Genomic DNA, 17,236 nt, shown 5'->3' with positions numbered 1-17,236 from the left:
GGCAGGTTGACCCCCGTCGAATACGAAGCAATCATGACCACGCCAGCCAGCCAGGCTGCGTGACTACCACTGTCACCTACTCGTGCAGCAGACCCATCTGCTGGGTAATCACGACGCAGATCGGGCGGTCTCTCACCAGGCAAGCAAGAGCGGTTATTACTAACGCCGCGACTATGAGCTTAATTGGCGGTGTGGATTCGTTCACCGCGAGGCTTGTTCAGCGCGCGCTGTAGCAACCGGCCGGAACGCTCGACCCGGGGCAGACCCCACCGACACGGCCGAAGACGCCAACCTTCTCATGTTCACCACTCCCACGACCGAACGGCGCCGAACCCGCAACCACCCCAGCGGACCCGTCGCACTGACCGCCCACTGCCACGTCCTTGTCTCGTGACGGTTGGCGCGCCCGATACAAGCACCCGGACGGCACTCTCGGAGGTCGCTCCGGGTTCACCTCGCAGAAGGAAGCGGAGGAGTGGGATGATGAACAGGAAGCGCTCACCCGGCGCAACTTGTGGATCAACCCGCGCAGCACCGAGATGCTGTTCAGGGACTCCACCGAGGAGTACCACGACGCGGTGACGTCACACCTCGGCGAAGTACCGGTCTCACCTGGACACGCATTTACTGCCGCAGTGGTCGGACTGGCCGATGATCGGCATCTTCAACAGCTAAATCGAGATCGAGAAGTGGGTCTCGGAGCTGCACGAAGAGTATGCCGAGTCCACCGTGGCCTCGTTCTTCGTCAAGGCGCGACTCATCCCGGCCAGTCCTTGCATCGGCATCCGGGTGACCCCGGGCGAGTACGAGCCCGGAGCAGTTCATCGCCACACCGGTACAAGCGTTGCGCGGATACGCGACTGTATGAGATCGGCCTGGGCGTGGGTTGCTTCACCTTGTGTCTGCTCGACTTCTACACCGGATAGCGTTCCCGAGGTCGCCCGCCGGCCACAGTTGGGGCAGAAAATAAAGAGCATCACGAGGATCTACGACCACGTGACCGACGTCATGCGCAAGCAGATCATCGACTGCATCGAAGCCCGCTGGGAGACAAGCCTGCGCGCACTGAAGGTCGAGGAACGGTCACGGTTGGTGACGTGGTTCCCGCACCTCGCCACACTGAAGATCGAGTTCCAACACGGTAAGAATTGCACCAACGCCACAAAAACGCCACATGATCACTGAAGCCCCGTCCTCCAACAAGGAGGACGGGGCTTGTGACCAGTGTATATAACTGGTGGGCGATACTGGGATTGAACCAGTGACCCCTACCGTGTCAAGGCTGGCAAGCGCCGCGCTGACCTGCGAAGACTCCACTCTTCGCAGGTCAGCGCGACCCGTTACGTCACCTGACGACGCGTTGAGACATGTTCAGGCGAGTTCCGATCGCCACAAGATCGCCATTTGATCTTGCGGAGACACTGCTGATCACGCGATCTTCCGCCGTGACTCCTTGTAGTAACGCAGCTTGGCCTTCATCGCGGTACAAGACCGACCAGGCGAGGATGGCAGTTCGGTGCGGAGGGCAGGGCCATCACGGTCGGAGTCGCGGATGAACTGCTGTGGCGAGCTCGCCAGACGGCTCTCAACTCGGCCCCAGGTGCTGCTTGGCGAGCCTTCTGATCTTGGCGAGACGTTTGGAGATGGCGCTGTGATTGGCGTAACCCATGGTCTCTGCGATCTGGGTGAGGTTGGTGGTGCCGCTTTGCAACAGGACCACGATCCTGTGGCTCTCAGGGTCAAGCAGCGCCATGAAGTCCGACAGCACGGTGTTGCCAACAACCTCGGTCTCGGGTCCCTGTACGGGGATGTTGTCAGTGAGTTCGACGAAGGTGACCTTGACTTTGGCTCGTTTGCGGTAGAGCTTGCGCTCGAAGTCTTCCTTGGCGTAGCTCCACACGTCTGAGAAGTCGTCCTGGACGCGGTGTGATCGGATCGCGTCCAGGATCGCGCGAAGTTTGCCGGTCGAATCGGCCAGTTCAACTGCTCGCCGTCTGACCTGGCTGGCTTCCTCTTCTCCGCACCAGAGGATGCCTCCTTGGCGCGGACTGACGAGCTTCGCGCCGTCGAGAAAGGTGCCGTCGCTCAGAGGAACCGGGCCGGGTGCGGTTTTGCGGTCCGATCGAGGCCAACCGGTGACGATCTCGGTCGCAGCGGCGGTCATCGCGGGCGTCCAGTAGTCAAGGTTGTGCGCCAGCAGCCGAATCGGCTCGTTCGTCGAGAACCCGCGCATCGGGGAGCCGGACACAAGATCTCGCCAGACCGTATCCGCCCACGCGCGGCTCAACCGGGCCTCGAAATCCACCGGTAGGCATTGATCAACGTAAATGTTCTGGGCCAGGTACGGCCAAGTTCCACCCCTTAGGAGCGGGATTCCATGGCGTTGCAATGTGGCCTTCGGTAACAGGTGCAGGTGAAGTGAGTACTCGTAGAATCGAGACTTGGTCCTGGGGACCAGCATGAGGTTGTTCTCGCCAAGATCGGCAAGTGCCTGCAGCCGAGGCGGAAGCTCGTCTTCTTGGAAGTAGAGTCTTCGGTACTGGGCAGATTCCCAGAACATGTTCCATTGAGCGACACAGTTCGCGGTTCGCAACCAGAGTTCACCACGGTCTCGGTTCATTGGGACAGTCACGTACTCGGGCGCCTGGGGGTCGTCCGCCTCGATAACCGCCTTGGCCATGAATCCCGGCGATATCGTGCGCATGGTCGGGTAGCAGTCGGGATCAGCCAAAGGATCGGTATCGAGCAGCTGATGGTCGTACTCGTCGGCGAGGTCGGGTGTGCCGTGTTGGAGTTCGGTCATCTCTGGTCCTGCTCGGTTTCGTCGCAGGAGTCGGTTCCGTCCTGCGCATCCTCGGCCTTGGTGCTGTTCCAGTCGATCTGGACACCGGTGATACTGATCTTAATGCGGAAGGACCTTCCCTTGTCGGCCAGCATGCCGACCAGCGATCGGATGAGCAGGAAGGTCGCCAGTAGAGAGATGATCCAATGCGCGGCGATCTGGGTGCTCATGACTTCTCGAAGAAGTCGGCGGCGCGCTTGCGGATGCGCTCCAGGCGCTTGGATACCGCGCTGTGGTTGGCGTAGCCCATCTGTTCGGCGATGTCGGTGAAGCTGGTCATGCCGCTGTACAGGAGGACGATGAGTTCGCGATCCTTGGGTTTGAGCAGCGTGAGGAAGTCACCAACGAGGACGCGACCGATGACCTCAGTCTCCGGGCCGTGGACGGGCACCACGTCGGTCATCTCGACGAACGTGACCTTGATCTTCAGGCGTTTGTGGTGGACCTTGCGCTCGAAGTCCTCCTTCGCGTAGCTCCACCGGTCCGAGAAGTCGTCTGCCACGCGGTTCGTCCTGATCGCCTCGATGATCCCGCGCAGCTTGCCGTCGGCGTCCGCCTGGTCGACGACCCTGTCCCGAACGCCTGCGGCATCGGTCTCACCCAGCCAGACGTCCCCGCCCTGACGTGGAGCGTCCCAGTAGGTGCCGGTCAGCGGACTGCCGTCGACAAGCCTCGGAGGCTCTGCCGTCACAACGTCGCCAACCTGGGGGAACTTCGACAGCGACTCCTGGAGCACTGACGTCACCGCGGGTAGCCAGAAATCGAGGTTGTGGGCGAGCAGGCGCACCGGGTCGTCCCGGGTGAACGCGGCCATCGGTGACCCCGACATCAGATCGTGCCACACGACAGAGGCCCATGCGCGGGACAGGGCCTCCGCGAAATTGGTGGGCAGGTACGGGTCTACCGGTGTGTGCTCGGCCAGGAACGGCCAGTGCCCGCCGTGCAGGAGGGGCAGGCCATGCCGTTCGACCACCGTCCGCGGCAGGAGGTGGAACAGCGGCGCGTACTCGTGGTACCTCGACCTGGTGCGAGGGATGAACACCACGTTGACGTCGCCCTGCTCGGCGATCGCCAGCATCCGCGGACTCAGGTCCTCCTCGGCCATCACCCGCCTGCGGAACTGTGCCGCCTCCCATTGCATGTTCCACTTCGCGACCTGACCGACCAGGACCGAGGTCGACTCGCTGTTGCCACCGCTCATCGGCAACGTCACGAACTCCGGCGCCTCGGGTTCCCGCGCCCGCAGCATCCGGCGGTGAAGCGGCGCCGGAGACAACGTCCACAACCTCGGGTACAGGTCTGCGGCCGCCCGGTGGTCACCAGCGTCCAGCACCACGTCGGCACGCTCATCGCGCACCCCCGTCACCGGGAGGCCGACCGCGGCCTCAGCACCTGCCTGATCTGCTCTCATACCCCGCCCACGACACTCGACCCGAGATCCGTTCCAGTCCTCCGAAACTTCTTTCACAGGATCTCAGCCGCTCACCTTGGGCGGCAGCCACACAGGGGTTGCGGCAACGCGCGATCGTTCCGCGGTAAGTCTTCCCGCAGGTCAGGCAGACGGTCGCTCAACTCAGCCAGCATGCCGTTTGTCGACCGCGTCCCCCACGACTAGGGTCGTGATCACCAAGACCTCGCGGGTGTGAGTCCACCATAAGGACTCGCCGCTGTTGACCTGTCCGGCGGCGTACCAAGCACACGGTTCACAGCCGGTGCCATCGACCGTCAAAGGGCGAACTGGTTCGGTGCTCCCGGCCGGTGTGCTCAAGGCGGTCCCTCGCTCACGTGTTTTGGCGTCCGCGGAGCGAAGACGATGCGGCCACCCGGCCATCCATCGACCCCCCGGCCCGGCAAGCGGTTAATGACCACGGCGGGGTGATGCCAAGCGGCACACCTCCCTTTCGGCGACATCATCTTGAACGCAGATGTCGCCGAGGGGGGCTCCACCTGCGCCCCGGGGTGCCCCCTTGCTACGCGGACGCGTAGCAATCAAGACTCGTACTGGCTACGCCAGGCATAGAGACACCCGTAGCGAGTCCAGCTATGGGCAAAGCGATCCCGTAACAGGCCCGGTTGGCAGCAGAACGAGACACAAGCGCCGTTGAGCAGTGCTGAGGCGGAGCCGAAGTGCAGTAAACCGGACCACCCACTACGCGCGCACGCGCGAGGCTGCCAGCCACGAATTGAACGGTGGTGCCAGAACCATGTACCCAGACTTTGAGGGCAGGCTGAGTACCGACCTTGAAGGACGAACACTGAGTTGCAAGCTTCCTATGATCCTGGCAAGGCTGCGATCCTGCTGGTCCGCACTTCGTGGTCGGTGTTCGACCGGTCGGCGCCGTACGCCACACTAGCGGGATGGGTGGTCGGCCTGGGCTAGTCGTGGAGACCGTCGCGGCGTCGGACTCGGCGTTGATCGAGCAGTTGGTGGCGATGGGTGACACCGCCGCGAGCACACTGGGGATGCTCCGTCCGGCTGTGTACGACGACGCCGCTCGCAGTGGGTACCTGCTGGTGGCGAGGGACGCGGGCAAGGTAGTCGGATACACGTTGTACCGGTGTCCAAGAAGCGAGGTCGTGGTCACCCACGTCTGCGTCGACGCGGCACACCGTCGTCGTGGCATCGCGCGCCACTTGGTCGAGGAGGTCAGTTCACGCCACCCGAACCGCCACGGGCTTCGTGCCAAGTGTCGCAACAACTATGAACTCGGCGCGTTCTGGCGGTCGTTGGGCTTCGACTACCTCGGAGACACGCACGGACGCGGGGCCGATGAGGCTCCGATGACGGTCTGGTGGCGAGACCACCAGATCCCCAACCTGTTCAGCCCGCCTGTCGACGAGGTGGCAGCGCGCCTGCTCGTGGCGATCGACACCAACATCCTCATGGACCTCAACACCCGTCCCGATACGCCCCAGGCGCGAAGGTCACAGGTCCTTCTCGGACCCGACTTGGTCGACCGGATGGAACTGGTCGTCTCCCAAGGTTTGGAGCGTGATCTCGAAGGCCAGCCAGAGGAGGCCAAAGCGCGCCTAGTCGGTGCGGCCGAGCAGTACCAACGGCCCAACGTCGATCCAGTTCGCGCGCGTTCACTGTTCGACACGTTGCTGGCCACCGTGAAGCTCCACTCTCCGGGATTTGGCTCACGTTCCGGTGACGAGGGCGATCTCTGGCAAGTCGCCCACGCGGCGGCGGCTGGGATCAAGGTGCTGGCGACCTGGGACGATCGTCTGCGCACGGTGATCGGTCCGATCGTCGCCAGGATCGCGCGACCCGAGTTCGAGGCGCTGCGGATCATCGACCCTGATCACCTCGTCGTCTATCTCGACCAATTGGTCCATGCCGCCGCCTATCAGCCGCGTGCTCTGCAAGGCAGCGAGTTCAGCGGCGAGCAAGCCGGGGCGGCCTCGGAGGCCGCACTGCTCGCGCTGCTCAACAGCGCCGCCGGGGAGGCCAGGTCCGACCTGCGCGCACGCGTGCGTGCCGCAGCGAGGGCCGGACGGCCGCCGGTGATCATCCGCGACGCGGAGGGGATCGTCGTTGCAGGCTTCGCCACCTATGTCGATGGGCCCCGGCTGCGGGTTCCGTTTCTTCGCGTGAACAACCACGAGCACGCCAGCACGATCGCTCGCCGGCTGCTGTGGTGGCTGAGGGAACAGGCACGGGACGAAGGCACGACGGTGGTCGTGGTCGAAGACCCCCACTTGTCACGGATCGTCAGGTGGGCAGCGGTTCACGAGTCCTACGAGGTTGTGGGAGAGCGTCTGGTGGCCTGGGTGATCGACCGGTGCGGCACCAGCCTCGCCGTGACGACCGCGGTCACCGCCGCGCGCGCTTCGCTCGACCTCGGACCCGCATCGTTGCTCACTCCGCGACTGCCTGCCGAGGTCGCGGCACAGTACGAGCGGACCTGGTGGCCCGCCAAACTTACCGACAGCGAACTGCCCCACTTCGCCGTGGCCATCCAACCCGACTGGAGCGCGGGCCTGTTCGGCATACCCGCCACACTCACCGAGCGCCCCAGTCTGCTGGCCCTGGGCCGTGAGCAGGTCTACTACCGCTCCGGCAAGAACAGCGGCGTGGCTGCCCCAGGCAGGATCTTGTGGTTCCTGAGCCAGGACAGGACAGCGCGTCGCCCTCGCACCCCCGGAGAAGCGCGAACCTCGTCGTTCATCGGTACATCACTGCTCGATGCCGTCGATACCGACACGCCAGAGAACCTTCATTCAGCACTGCAGCACTACGGTGTCTACCCCATTGAACGTATCCGCGACGCCGCCGACCGGCGTGGATTGGCCCAGGCGTTCCGCTTCTCCGACACCGAGTTCTTCCCCACGCCGGTGAGCTGGAAGCAGTACGAAGAGCTCTTGGAGGTGCACGGCGGCCCAAGGCAGATCCTGGCCCCAGTGCGGTTGTCCACGCCGCTGTTCAGCGATATCTACGCGCTCGGCCAGCAACGAGCCGACACGACCGGGTAGTGAACTGCCACCTCGCACGATCTTGACGGACCCCACCGCTAGAGTCCCCCGACGTGACCACGACCAACGGCGAACACACCGGAGACCGACCCCGGCCCCTGCTGATCTCCGTTCACCCACGCTTCGCCGAAGCCATCCTCGACGGCACCAAGACCGTCGAACTGCGCCGGACCCGAGTGGCCGCCCCCGAGGGCAGTCTGATCGTGCTCTACGCCACCGCCCCGGTCATGGCCGTCGTCGGATCGGTCACGCTCGCCAAACGGCACACCGCGTCGCCCAGCACAATCTGGCGACGGCACCGCCAGCACATGAACCTCACCCGCGCCGAGTTCAACGACTACCTCACCGGCGCAACCACAGCAACGGCGCTCATCCTGGAATCGCCGCAACGCCTTAACCAGGCATTCCCATTGGCGACACTCAGAGAACATGGCCCTTTCTCACCACCGCAGAGCTATCGCTATATAGCCCCCACAGATCCAGATGCGCTCCACGAGTTGGTCAGCTAACCCTCCGCTGTTCGGGCGGTCGTGCTACCTCGAAACGACACCGGGTAGCGACCCGAAGATGTAGCGACTGCCGAGACAACTCACAACGATTGCAGTTTCCACGGTTGCATCCGGTATCGCGAATGGACAGGAGATGAACAAGTTCAGGGTGACGACGCAAGGCATCTTCTGAGGTGATGCGCATGGTTCACGCTGCTCGTTACTCCGCGTCACTCAGCGGCCGGTGTATCCGCCGTGCCCTGTTCCTCAGCGGTTGGGTCCGCCAACGGCGGCGCTTCCAGTAGGGTCAAAGACAATTGGGCGCGGACCCGGTCCCGGAGAAGAGGATCGTCAATCGTGCTCGCCAATTCCCTCGCAGCACTGAGCTTGCGGTCGTCCTGGCTCTCCTCGCGCAGCATCACACCCTGCTGCCCCATACTCGCTCGGGCCCGATTGGACTGTACGAAGAAGACCGAGGAGATAAGGTGGGTCACCACCCCGGCCATCGCGGTGACGATGCTCGCGTACTGGTCCCCGTCGGTGGTCGCGTGGAAGATCGCCAGCCCGACCCCGAGGAACAGCAGTAACGCCCCAATCGACGCGAAGATTAGGCTCACCGTGAAGCTGCGCTTGGCCTGGGTCAGTCCTTGGGTATAAATCTCCCGGAGGATGGCCTCCTGCTTCTCCAAAGAGTCCGAGGCGCGAAGTGTGGCGGGATCAGGCACGAGCGTGCCCATGTTCAAGTGTCCATCATTGTGCTGGACGTTGACCACGATCCGCGAGCCCGAGTCACGTTCAACTCTTTCTCGCAGGTTCTCCGCTTGGCGGTCGAACGAGTCGGGCCACACTTGTCGCACTCCGGCGAGAGGCAACGCGATCCCGATCAACAGCAGGAGCGCGTAGTACGGCGAGAACGGTCGCAACAGCAAGAGGACCAAGCCACAAACAACGATCCCCAGCGAGGTCGCCGCCATTAGCGCCGCCATCCACCACGGCAGCCGGACAGCCGCATGTCGCGTTGACTCAACGACACCTGCCGCCGGATCAGCGTCATCCCGCATCACCACACTTGGTTCGAGCGGGTAGTCCTCGTCACCCTGGCTGTGGCCGGTACTCACCTTCGGGTCTGTCCCGTCCACCCTGCTCCCATCGCTCAACTTGCGGGCCAAATAACATCGCCCCGGTCTCCCACGCGGCCCCAGGTGGCCGCGGGCAACTTAACGCTTGCCCCACTCACAATTGCCTTCCCGACGACAACGATGATCTCCCCGAGCATCGTTCCTAACACTGATCCGTTACACGCAGTGAATCCGGGGGCCGCCTTGGGTCATCCCATCGACCAGGTAGGCCACTGTGCCCAGGTCGATATCGTCGCGCGCGGTCACGACAAGGACGCGGGGTTCCCTCCGGGAGGGGAGAGGTTGTCGAGTCGGATCCAGGCCGGAGTAGAAACACGGTTGCGCCAGTGCAGGGCGTCGCCATCGCAGGAGATGTACGGACTGATGATCATGACCGCTCGGGTTCTGCCACCTCGCGGTCCTGAAGTGACGGACGGGATGGTCACCATAGAAGCGCTCGTCCAGCTCGGCTCAGTCCGGATAGGGGCAATCACCGGTCAGTCGTCACCCGGTGTCGGTACCGCTCGGCGCCGTTGCGCAGAATGGGCAGTCGACCCGGAGTCCGCTGCCTGCGGCGACCACAGTGCTGATGACGGGAACAAATGGGACCGCCCGCTCTTGCATCTCGTGGGCAGGACGGCGATCACCGCGCCCGCGAGACCGAGTCAGTACCGCAGCACCTCGTCCGGGAGGTCGCCGACCTGACCCAGGAGTAACTGGCCGAACGAGCGAACGCCCAGGTCCAGGCGGCGACGGGCACGCCGGGCGCGATGGACGCCGACTACATCAGCAAGCTCGAACGCGGCGTCCACCGCTGGCCCAACCAGGGCTACCGGTCGGCCTTTCGCGCCGTCTTGGACACCGCCACGGACCGCGACCTCGGCTTCTTCAGCACCCGTGCCCGTGCGGTTACCGTGGAGAGGACAGGCCCTCGCTACCGTGAAGGAGGGGACGACGTGGAGCGGCAGGCGTTCCTGCGGGTGCTGGCCGGATCGGTGGCTGGCCTTACCTTCGCCGACCCCCTCGGCGAGTTCGCGGCCCGAGCCGCTGCGGGCAGGGGACGACAGATCGGGCAAGCCGACGTCGACCAGGTCCGCCAGCTCGCCCGCATGTTCGCCAGCCAGGACCATCAGTACGGCGGCCAGCTCTCCTCCCGCGCGGTCATCACCCAACTTGCCGCGACCGCGGAACTCACCGACAGCCCGTTCGCCGACTCCCGCGTCCGCGGTGACTGGTTCTCCGCCGTCGCCGAACTCGCCGACACCGCCGCGGGCGTGTGCTTTGACGCGGGCCTACACCCCCAAGCGGAGCGAGCCTTCCGATTCGGGGTCGGATGCGCCACCGAGTCCGGCGACTGGGCTATGCGCGCCAAAGCACTCTCCGGCCTGGCGAACCTCTCCGTCCACCTCGATCACGATTCAGTCGACTTTGACCACAAGGATCGTGCTCTCAGCTTCGCCGAGGAAGCACTGGTACGGGCTGACCGACTGACCCCCAAGGTCGGCGCGATGATCCACACCCGCCACGCCCGCGCGCTGGGGCTGATCGGCGCGTCGCGTGCCGAGGACTGCCGCACTGCCGTCGCCAAGGCTGAAGACCTGTTCGCCAACGCTGCGCCCGAGGACGAACCGACTTGGCTGGCGCACTACAGCCAGGCTCACCTCGACCGCGATGCCGGACGGGCCATGTTCTTCTTGGCGCTCAACGGGGGCGGTCATGAGCAAGCACGCCAACGACTCCAAACCGCCATCGCCCGCTTCCCTGATGGCCACTCCCGCGGCAAAGCACTGGCCAAAGCCAACCTCGCCGCCCTGATGATGGCCTGCGACGACCCACACGAAGCCGTAGTTCTCGGCAACGACGCCCTCGCTTCCGTCGGCGCCGTCCGCTCCGACCGAGTCAACGACGCCCTCAAACGCCTCGCCGACGCCGCCCGCGCACACCGGAAGACACCTGGGGTGCGTGACCTTGCCCAGCGAGTGCGACGAACACTCCAAACCCAGGTCTGACCAACGCTCACAGCGCGTTCGCCGCGTCCTGCCGATACTGCAGCTCGTAAAGGTGGGCGCCCTTGATCAGGGTGGATGCTTCGACCGGCCGATCCTGGTGGCTGTAGATGACGCGCAACTGCCGGATGACGGGTGTGCCGTCCGGCAGGTCCAGTGCCTCGATTTCGTCGGTCGTGGGTGGTCGAGCGGAGATCCGGTCGACGAAGTGGTGCTGCGGGTGGCCGAGGTCGGCCAGCACACGGGGAGCGCCGCCGCGGATCTTCGTGGCCTGGGCCAGGCTCGTGCCCGCGGCGATCTCGCCGGGGTAGTACGACATGGACAGTTCCACTGGTTGCCCGTCGTGCAGCAGCAGCCTCGTGCGGACGACTGCTGTGTCCTCGGGCGCCAAGCGGAGGCCGTCGGCGATCTCCTTGGGTGGGAGGACGGTGTCGACGGAGAGCAGCCGGTAGCGGAAGCGGCCCGGCTCGGGTGCGATGTAGGCCGCAGCGTCGATGACGAAGGGTTGGCGGTCGCGGACGAAGACGCCCTTGCCGACATGGCTGTCGAGAAAGCCCTCGTCCTTCAACGCCTTGAGCGCGTGTTGGATCGTGGCGTTCGCCGCACCGTAGCGTTCGACGAGTTGCGAGGTGGAGGGTAGGCGCTCGCCGGGCACCAGTTCGCCTCGCATGATCAGGTCGCGGATCTCCGCGGCGATCTGCTGGTGGCGTGGCCGTGGGTCACGAGTGGGAGGCAAGACCAGCTCCCGGGATCGTTGTCGCCGCGGTCATGGTGTCAGCTCGTAGCGCAGCCGCCGCCCGTCGGCGATCATCGTCATCACGCTCGCCTCAACGGGGCGATCCTCGTCGGTCAGCAGGACTCGGGCGAGCAGCAGCACACAGGCCGGAGCGTCCAGTCGCAGCGCGGCCTGCTCGTCCGGGGTGGCCAGCCGCGCGCTGACGTCCTCGCGGAGCCGCCGGGGCGGGTGGCCGAGGTCGGCCAGGAGGGCGACGGCCCCGCCGCGGATCTTGCGGGGTTCGGCTAGCTTGGTGCCGCGGGCGATGGCCACCGGGTAGTAGGAGTCGGTCAACTCGACCGGGTGATCGTCGAAGAACATCACGCGGTGGCGGACGATCACCGGCTCGCCAGGTTCGACGCCGAGCATGTCGGCGACCATTGCCGGGGCGGCCACCTCGTCGACGCCCAGCAGCTTCTGTGTGCCCGAACCGCCGTGCTCGGCCGCCTCGGCGACCCACGGGTCACCGCGGTGGCCGCTCACGTACGGCATCGACACGCTCGTCCACGGTCTCGTATCGGCCATCGCTCACCTCTCATGGTCGATCGTGTTCCATACCTGCCGACCATATCCGTATGGCCAGAGGGTGTCCTTGGTCTCGGATCAAGGTCGTGGACCTTTAGCACGTGCTGCCGGACGATCTCTGCGCCGGAGCAGTGTCGGTCGGTCCTGCACTCGCACTCTGAGAAGTCGCTGTAGGCGAGTGCGGGGGCCGGTCGGGGTGGTGGCTGTTCACCCCGACCGGCCATGTGGTGCCGCGTTCGTGTGTGATGGTTCCGGAATTCCGTGGTAATTCCGGGGGCTCTAACCGTCACACGACGCGGGAGTCGTTGTCAGGCTGTGCGGTTGGTTGACGTGTCGAGTTCGCTGTTGGCGTGGATGGCTTGGGCTTCGTCGAGTTCGGTGAGGGCCTTGTGGGCCATGGTGATGAAACGGCGGAGGCTGCCGCCTTCGATGGTGAAGGTGACTTCGTCCGCGGTCGTACCGAAGGTGCATTCGACGTCGTCGATGTTGGTGATCTTGTAGGCCATGCCGCACCCGGCGCCGACGATGACCTGGACGTCGATGTTCGGGCGTCCCATAGATACCCCAGTCTCTTGGTGGAGTGCCGAGGATCAGACCGCTGGGGCGGGGGTGCGGGTGGCGTCGAGCTTGGCGACGGCCTCGCCGGCCTCGGTGATGAGGCGGTGGAGGCCGTCGCGGGTGAAGGTGAGGTGGAGGGACCCGTCGAAGACGAGGGTGGCGGTCTCGGTGCTGACCAGTTCGTGGGTGCAGTCGCCGGTGGTGTTGATGTCGGCGTAGACGTCGACACGGGGGTTGAGCATGATGGAGCCTTTCGTGAGGGGTGTGTTGATATCGGTTGGGTTGACCACGGTCCTCGTGGACGGCTAGCCGAGCTGTTGAGCCTTCGGTTCGGTGAGGGCGGCGGCGACAATCTGGTGGAGCCAGGTGAGTGCTTCGGTTCCGGTCAGTATTTCCGCGCGCTGTTCGTCGTAGTTGGTGACGACGGGGTGAGCTATGACGGTGAGGTTGAGCGTGTAGTCGTGGGAGTGGCCCAGGATGGAGATTTCCCCGGCGTCGTTGTCGTTGTCTCGTCTGATGTTGATGTTGGGTCGCCAGAGCGTCTTGTGCCAGTGCAGGACGGCTGCGGCCACCGTTGCGAGTTCGTCGGTCTCGACGCGCACCTGTACGGAATCCTGTTCGCTGTGCGTGCCCACCGACAGGCGGATTTCTTCAGGGGTCGGCAATCCATAGGTGACGAGGTGGACGCCGAGGTCCCTCATCATAGCGACGCCCCGTTGTGTGATAGCGGTCGTGGCCATGTCAGGTCCTTACGATTTCGATGGATTGCCCTAGGCTGCGATCTTCCATTCCCCGGGTGTTCGGCTACGCCGACGCGAGTTCGAGCTGTTGCCGGCGATTCTCGTATCCGAACGTGATTTGCTTCCGAGTTGATGCTGGCACTCGACGAACCGACTGTTGCCCTGCCTTCAACGAATACTCCACAAGGGTGCGAGGCGCGCTTCGGCTAGCCTCCAGCGATCGCGTGGCGGCTCGTGCGAGCGATCAGACGATCCCTGTAACTCAAGAGGAGAAATTGTGGAGACAACAACGCTAGGACCGCTGGAACCCAGGATGCATCGAGGTTCGTGGGAGATGTGGGCGCGGTGGGGTGGTGTTGCCGTCCGGGTGTGGCTGTGGTGGTTGAGCGGGCATGGCGGTTCGGGAGCATTGGATTGGGTGGTTGACGATCAGGGGTGGATCTTGGTGAGAGTCTTGCTGGTGGTCGTTGAGCTGTCCGGAGTGATGCCGAGCAGGCGTTCGGCGTCGGTGAGGAGGTCGCCGAGGTCTTGGAGGTTGTCGATCCATTCTTCGAGGCGGCGTTGCAGGTGGCGGATGCCGCGGCTGTCGATGTTGAGGTTCCGGAGGTCATGCAGTGTGAGTGGCGTGTAGGCGGGTACGGGCGTAGGCGCGCGTTTGCTCGATGGGATGGGTGGGGGCTGCCTGCCGTGGAGGACGGCGTCGAGGTGGGTGGGGGCGAGGCCGAGAGCGGTGGACACGGCTTCCAGGGTGCGGGGGCTTCGGAGGCGTTGGACGAGGTTGTGCTGGAGTTCGCGGATGACGAGCTTGGACACTCGGGAGCGGTCGACGAGTTGGGTTTGACTGATGTCGAGGAACTCCATGCGGCGGTTGATGGTCCTGGCCACCGCGTTCCAGTCCTGTCTGCTCATTTACCACCTCTGGCGCTCGACGCGCTGCGGACCGGCTCCGAGTTGCGCTGGTGAACCGGGAGAGTTGAAGCGGGGATTTAGCCGCGGTTGCCCGACATGATTACTCTTCGGGACCATCGGCGATCAGCGTTGGCCCGGCTCTGACCACAGCATCGGGTGCAGGTCGGCCGGTATCAGCTCGTGCAGCCCGACCCCCGCGGCGTGGATGCGCGCGGCGGCATCCATGAAACGAGGACATGGCCACGGGTCCGCCCGGCACAATGGGCACGCCGCAGGCTGCCCGGCCACGGGCAGGTGAGCGCTGAGTTGGTCCACCGCGGAGGCGGCCTGTCCGAGGGCACTGTCCTCGGCGACGATCGTCGCTAGAGTATCGCGTTTGCCGTCGCTCATCGCCGACCACCGCCACACGGTGGTCGAGCAGTTCTTCGGGGGGATTCATAGGTCATCGGACTGCTACCTCCTCGTGGGCGTTGGTCCAGTTGGTGTCGACGTAGGTAGTCCGACATACATCCGGTGCTGAACGCGACGTCACAAGTGTGGAGGAGATGTTGCCCGATTGCTGTAGCTGATTACTGGTCAACTCAGCGGTCAAGTTGGTGGTCAATTTGTGGATCTGCTTGCACGAAGCGACGAGAATGCTGTAAAGGGTCAAAGATGCAGTGACTATGGCGGCGGTTCCGTAGGCGATACAAGGCGCTACACCGCATGCAAGCGGCTGGCGCCGCGCGCGACCCTGGACGCTCGAAACAAGCATGATCTTGGACGGGCAGAGGCGCAACCCGTGGTGCCGGATAACGTGCGTGGCTGGGCCCGTCGCGATCCCCGACTACTGGGCCTGATGCCGGGCTGTCAGGACGGGGATGGCGGCGATCTTCTCGGCCGTGAGGTCATCCCACACCAGGCCGCGCGGCCTGCGGCGATCGGGGCAGTGGATCACCTCGTCGGGAGTCACGATGTAGTCGACCGAGAAATCGTGCTCGGTCTCCGGGATGTCTTCCTCTACGACCTGGAGCGAGTGCACGGGTGCGACGATCACGGTCTTCTCCGTGACCAGACCGGCTTCGATGAGAAGCGCCACTTCGAGGTCGGAGTACCCGGCACCCTTGCCGATGCGTGCGCCTGAAGAGTTCACGGCCACGCTGCCGCACACCACTACATCGACCGGCCGCATGTCCTCGACGCCGACCTGCCGCGCCAGCCGGGCCGCCCCCCTCTTCTCTGCCGCCTCCTCCAGGGGAACCGTCAGCTTCTCGGGGTCAATGAGGTAGAACGGCTGGAGGCTGGCCATCCTCGGCACCGCCATGTAGAGCAACTTGCCGTCCCGCAGCGCGCGCACGCGAACGGCAAGCTGCGCCCAGTCGGGGTTCGACTTGACCGTGACGGCCCGCTGCCACACGTCCAACTCGGCCAGCAGTTCAGCAGTGGCCTCCGTCCCGTAGAAGCCGGGGATCTTCCCGTACGAGTCCGCCGGAGCGCCGCCGCCGTCGATGAGACGACGCCACACCCGGTCCCGAACCGCCTGCTTGGCCTCGTCAATGGTTGTCACGCGCCACCCGTTCAGATCGCCGCCATCATGGCGAGGAGCCGTTCGTTGATCTCTTCCGCCCACGGCTCATGCCGCCACTGCCGCAGCTCACGGCCCGCGGAGAAGACTACGTTGAGCCCGCCGCCTCCACGTGTCCGCTCGACCACGTCGATGGTGCGATGCATAGTAGCGGCCGCCTCGTCCAGCTTCCGTTGGCGGATGAGGGCGAGCGTGAGGTTGCCAAGCGCGATGGCCTGACTTTTCTGTTTGGTCGCCAGGGCCGCGACGGTCGTGCGCAGGATCGGCTCGGCGCGCTTTGGCTGGCCGAGGAACAAGTAGCACGATCCCGCGAGACGGTTGTACTCGTTAACGGTGAAGTACGGGGCGGCCACATCATCTGGGCCGACCCTGTCGAACTGAGACTCCGCCTGCTTCAAGGCCGACTCGCAGTCCGTGAGGTGGTTGGTCATGGCGTGTGCCTCGGCGACGTGGAGCAACGACAGGCCAGTGAGGGCGGGGCTGTCGAACCGGGCGATCGTTGCCGCTTGCTCCGCTAACTCCCTGCCCCTATCGGGTTTCTTCGCCCCATACAGGGCGATGAAACCCTTGCGGAGAACGGCATACGCCTCCGTTGCGACGTCCCGACTGTGTCGCGCCGCGGCCACCGCTTCGTCAAGGTAGGTGAGTGGTGCACGGTGATCGCGGCGTTGGCTGGCGTCCCAGACCAACTGGCTCATCAGCGTCGCCGAGTCCGCTTCCACCTCGTAGAGCGCCCTTTTTACCCGCGGATCAGTTGCTCGTTCTCGAAGAAACTGCACCTGAACGTGTACTCTACCGACTGGTCCCGTGAGGCTTGTGGACGATGCATGATCGTAGAACTCGCCGAGTTGCCGTACGCGTTCATGAAGGTGGGCCGCAACTACCAAGTCGGTCGACGCAGGATTGCGAAGAACGAAGCCCAGTCGTTCGCTCGGCTGCTTGGCGGCCGTGGCTGCGTTGTGCCGCCTGTCCTTGAACAGCCCGATCTCGGATGGACTTTCGACCCCGAGGACCTGGCACAACGCGTTGCGCGTGTGCTCAGCGGGCCACGTCGTCTCGCCTCTGACAATCTTGCCGACGGAATGCTCGTTCATCGCAATAAGTTTGTCGGTGGCCTTGAAGACCAGCCGATTGGCCTCCTCGGCGACCTCAGCCCGGCTGATGGGCCTGGGCCTTCCGCTGGGCGATGGCGTGCGCTTCATCGCTGCCTCGAACGCTACGTTTCTCTCGCCCAT

16 protein-coding genes are annotated in these 17,236 nt (G+C 64.5%); 4 read left to right on the top strand and 12 right to left on the bottom strand.

Annotation, left to right across the window (positions count from 1 at the left end; translation table 11 throughout):
• The first annotated feature begins 996 nt into the window (after window positions 1-996).
• Window positions 997-1,185 carry a hypothetical protein gene (locus tag H504_RS43875; RefSeq protein WP_026423610.1) on the top strand — a complete coding sequence of 63 codons (189 nt, stop codon included), beginning with the start codon at window positions 997-999 and terminating at the stop codon, window positions 1,183-1,185.
• 400 nt (window positions 1,186-1,585) lie between these two features.
• On the opposite strand, the gene H504_RS0116195 is transcribed toward H504_RS43875, so the two are convergent.
• The 3 genes from H504_RS0116195 to H504_RS0116185 are packed head-to-tail and all read right to left on the bottom strand — an operon-like array spanning window position 1,586 to window position 4,253.
• Complete coding sequence (locus H504_RS0116195) at window positions 1,586-2,803, bottom strand: hypothetical protein (RefSeq protein ID WP_026423609.1); 1,218 nt, start codon at window positions 2,801-2,803, stop codon at window positions 1,586-1,588.
• Window positions 2,800-3,012, bottom strand: coding sequence for a hypothetical protein (locus H504_RS0116190; protein WP_026423608.1), 213 nt, complete (start codon window positions 3,010-3,012; stop codon window positions 2,800-2,802). The genes H504_RS0116195 and H504_RS0116190 overlap by 4 nt, the downstream gene beginning before the upstream one ends.
• The gene (locus H504_RS0116185) at window positions 3,009-4,253 is read right to left on the bottom strand and encodes a sigma-70 family RNA polymerase sigma factor (RefSeq protein WP_211239336.1); all 1,245 of its coding nucleotides are present in this window, start codon (window positions 4,251-4,253) and stop codon (window positions 3,009-3,011) included. The genes H504_RS0116190 and H504_RS0116185 overlap by 4 nt, the downstream gene beginning before the upstream one ends.
• A gap of 971 nt (window positions 4,254-5,224) precedes the next feature.
• Here H504_RS0116185 and H504_RS0116180 point away from each other — a divergent pair.
• Complete coding sequence (locus H504_RS0116180) at window positions 5,225-7,318, top strand: GNAT family N-acetyltransferase (RefSeq protein WP_026423606.1); 2,094 nt, start codon at window positions 5,225-5,227, stop codon at window positions 7,316-7,318.
• A 53-nt stretch (window positions 7,319-7,371) separates the two neighbouring features.
• Complete coding sequence (locus H504_RS0116175; protein WP_084467779.1) at window positions 7,372-7,827, top strand: ASCH domain-containing protein; 456 nt, start codon at window positions 7,372-7,374, stop codon at window positions 7,825-7,827.
• A gap of 209 nt (window positions 7,828-8,036) precedes the next feature.
• Here the strand turns inward: H504_RS0116175 and H504_RS0116170 are convergent, their stop codons facing one another.
• Window positions 8,037-8,945 (bottom strand): TRADD-N-associated membrane domain-containing protein, encoded by a 909-nt coding sequence (locus tag H504_RS0116170; RefSeq protein WP_157440456.1) that lies wholly within the window; start codon window positions 8,943-8,945, stop codon window positions 8,037-8,039.
• 695 nt (window positions 8,946-9,640) lie between these two features.
• Between H504_RS0116170 and H504_RS38740 the strand changes: the two genes are divergently transcribed.
• On the top strand, window positions 9,641-10,933 hold the full coding sequence (locus H504_RS38740; RefSeq protein ID WP_483756968.1) for an NsdA family TPR-like regulatory protein: 1,293 nt from the start codon (window positions 9,641-9,643) through the stop codon (window positions 10,931-10,933).
• A gap of 7 nt (window positions 10,934-10,940) precedes the next feature.
• Here H504_RS38740 and H504_RS0116155 read toward each other — a convergent pair whose 3' ends face one another.
• From H504_RS0116155 to H504_RS0116115, 8 genes are all read right to left on the bottom strand, one after another.
• Window positions 10,941-11,666 carry a GntR family transcriptional regulator gene (locus tag H504_RS0116155; RefSeq protein ID WP_026423603.1) on the bottom strand — a complete coding sequence of 242 codons (726 nt, stop codon included), beginning with the start codon at window positions 11,664-11,666 and terminating at the stop codon, window positions 10,941-10,943.
• A 30-nt stretch (window positions 11,667-11,696) separates the two neighbouring features.
• Complete coding sequence (locus H504_RS0116150; protein ID WP_026423602.1) at window positions 11,697-12,230, bottom strand: GntR family transcriptional regulator; 534 nt, start codon at window positions 12,228-12,230, stop codon at window positions 11,697-11,699.
• A gap of 308 nt (window positions 12,231-12,538) precedes the next feature.
• Window positions 12,539-12,787, bottom strand: coding sequence for a hypothetical protein (locus H504_RS0116145; protein WP_026423601.1), 249 nt, complete (start codon window positions 12,785-12,787; stop codon window positions 12,539-12,541).
• A gap of 33 nt (window positions 12,788-12,820) precedes the next feature.
• Window positions 12,821-13,030, bottom strand: a complete 210-nt coding sequence (locus H504_RS0116140) for a hypothetical protein (protein ID WP_157440455.1) — start codon at window positions 13,028-13,030, stop codon at window positions 12,821-12,823.
• Between the two features lie 63 nt (window positions 13,031-13,093).
• Window positions 13,094-13,528, bottom strand: coding sequence for a hypothetical protein (locus tag H504_RS0116135; RefSeq protein WP_157440454.1), 435 nt, complete (start codon window positions 13,526-13,528; stop codon window positions 13,094-13,096).
• Between the two features lie 429 nt (window positions 13,529-13,957).
• Entirely contained in the window at window positions 13,958-14,437 is a 480-nt protein-coding gene (locus H504_RS35460) for a hypothetical protein (RefSeq protein WP_051385936.1), read from the bottom strand.
• Window positions 14,438-15,263: 826 nt separating this feature from the next.
• A complete protein-coding gene (locus tag H504_RS0116120; RefSeq protein WP_026423597.1) occupies window positions 15,264-15,983 on the bottom strand; it encodes a 5-formyltetrahydrofolate cyclo-ligase in 720 nt (239 codons plus the stop codon).
• Between the two features lie 11 nt (window positions 15,984-15,994).
• Window positions 15,995-17,236, bottom strand: coding sequence for an NsdA family TPR-like regulatory protein (locus H504_RS0116115; RefSeq protein ID WP_211239335.1), 1,242 nt, complete (start codon window positions 17,234-17,236; stop codon window positions 15,995-15,997).

It is taken from the genome of Actinokineospora inagensis DSM 44258, from assembly GCF_000482865.1.
GTDB classification, from domain to species: Bacteria; Actinomycetota; Actinomycetes; order Mycobacteriales; family Pseudonocardiaceae; genus Actinokineospora; species Actinokineospora inagensis.
This window is presented reverse-complemented; position numbering and strand designations above follow the sequence as displayed.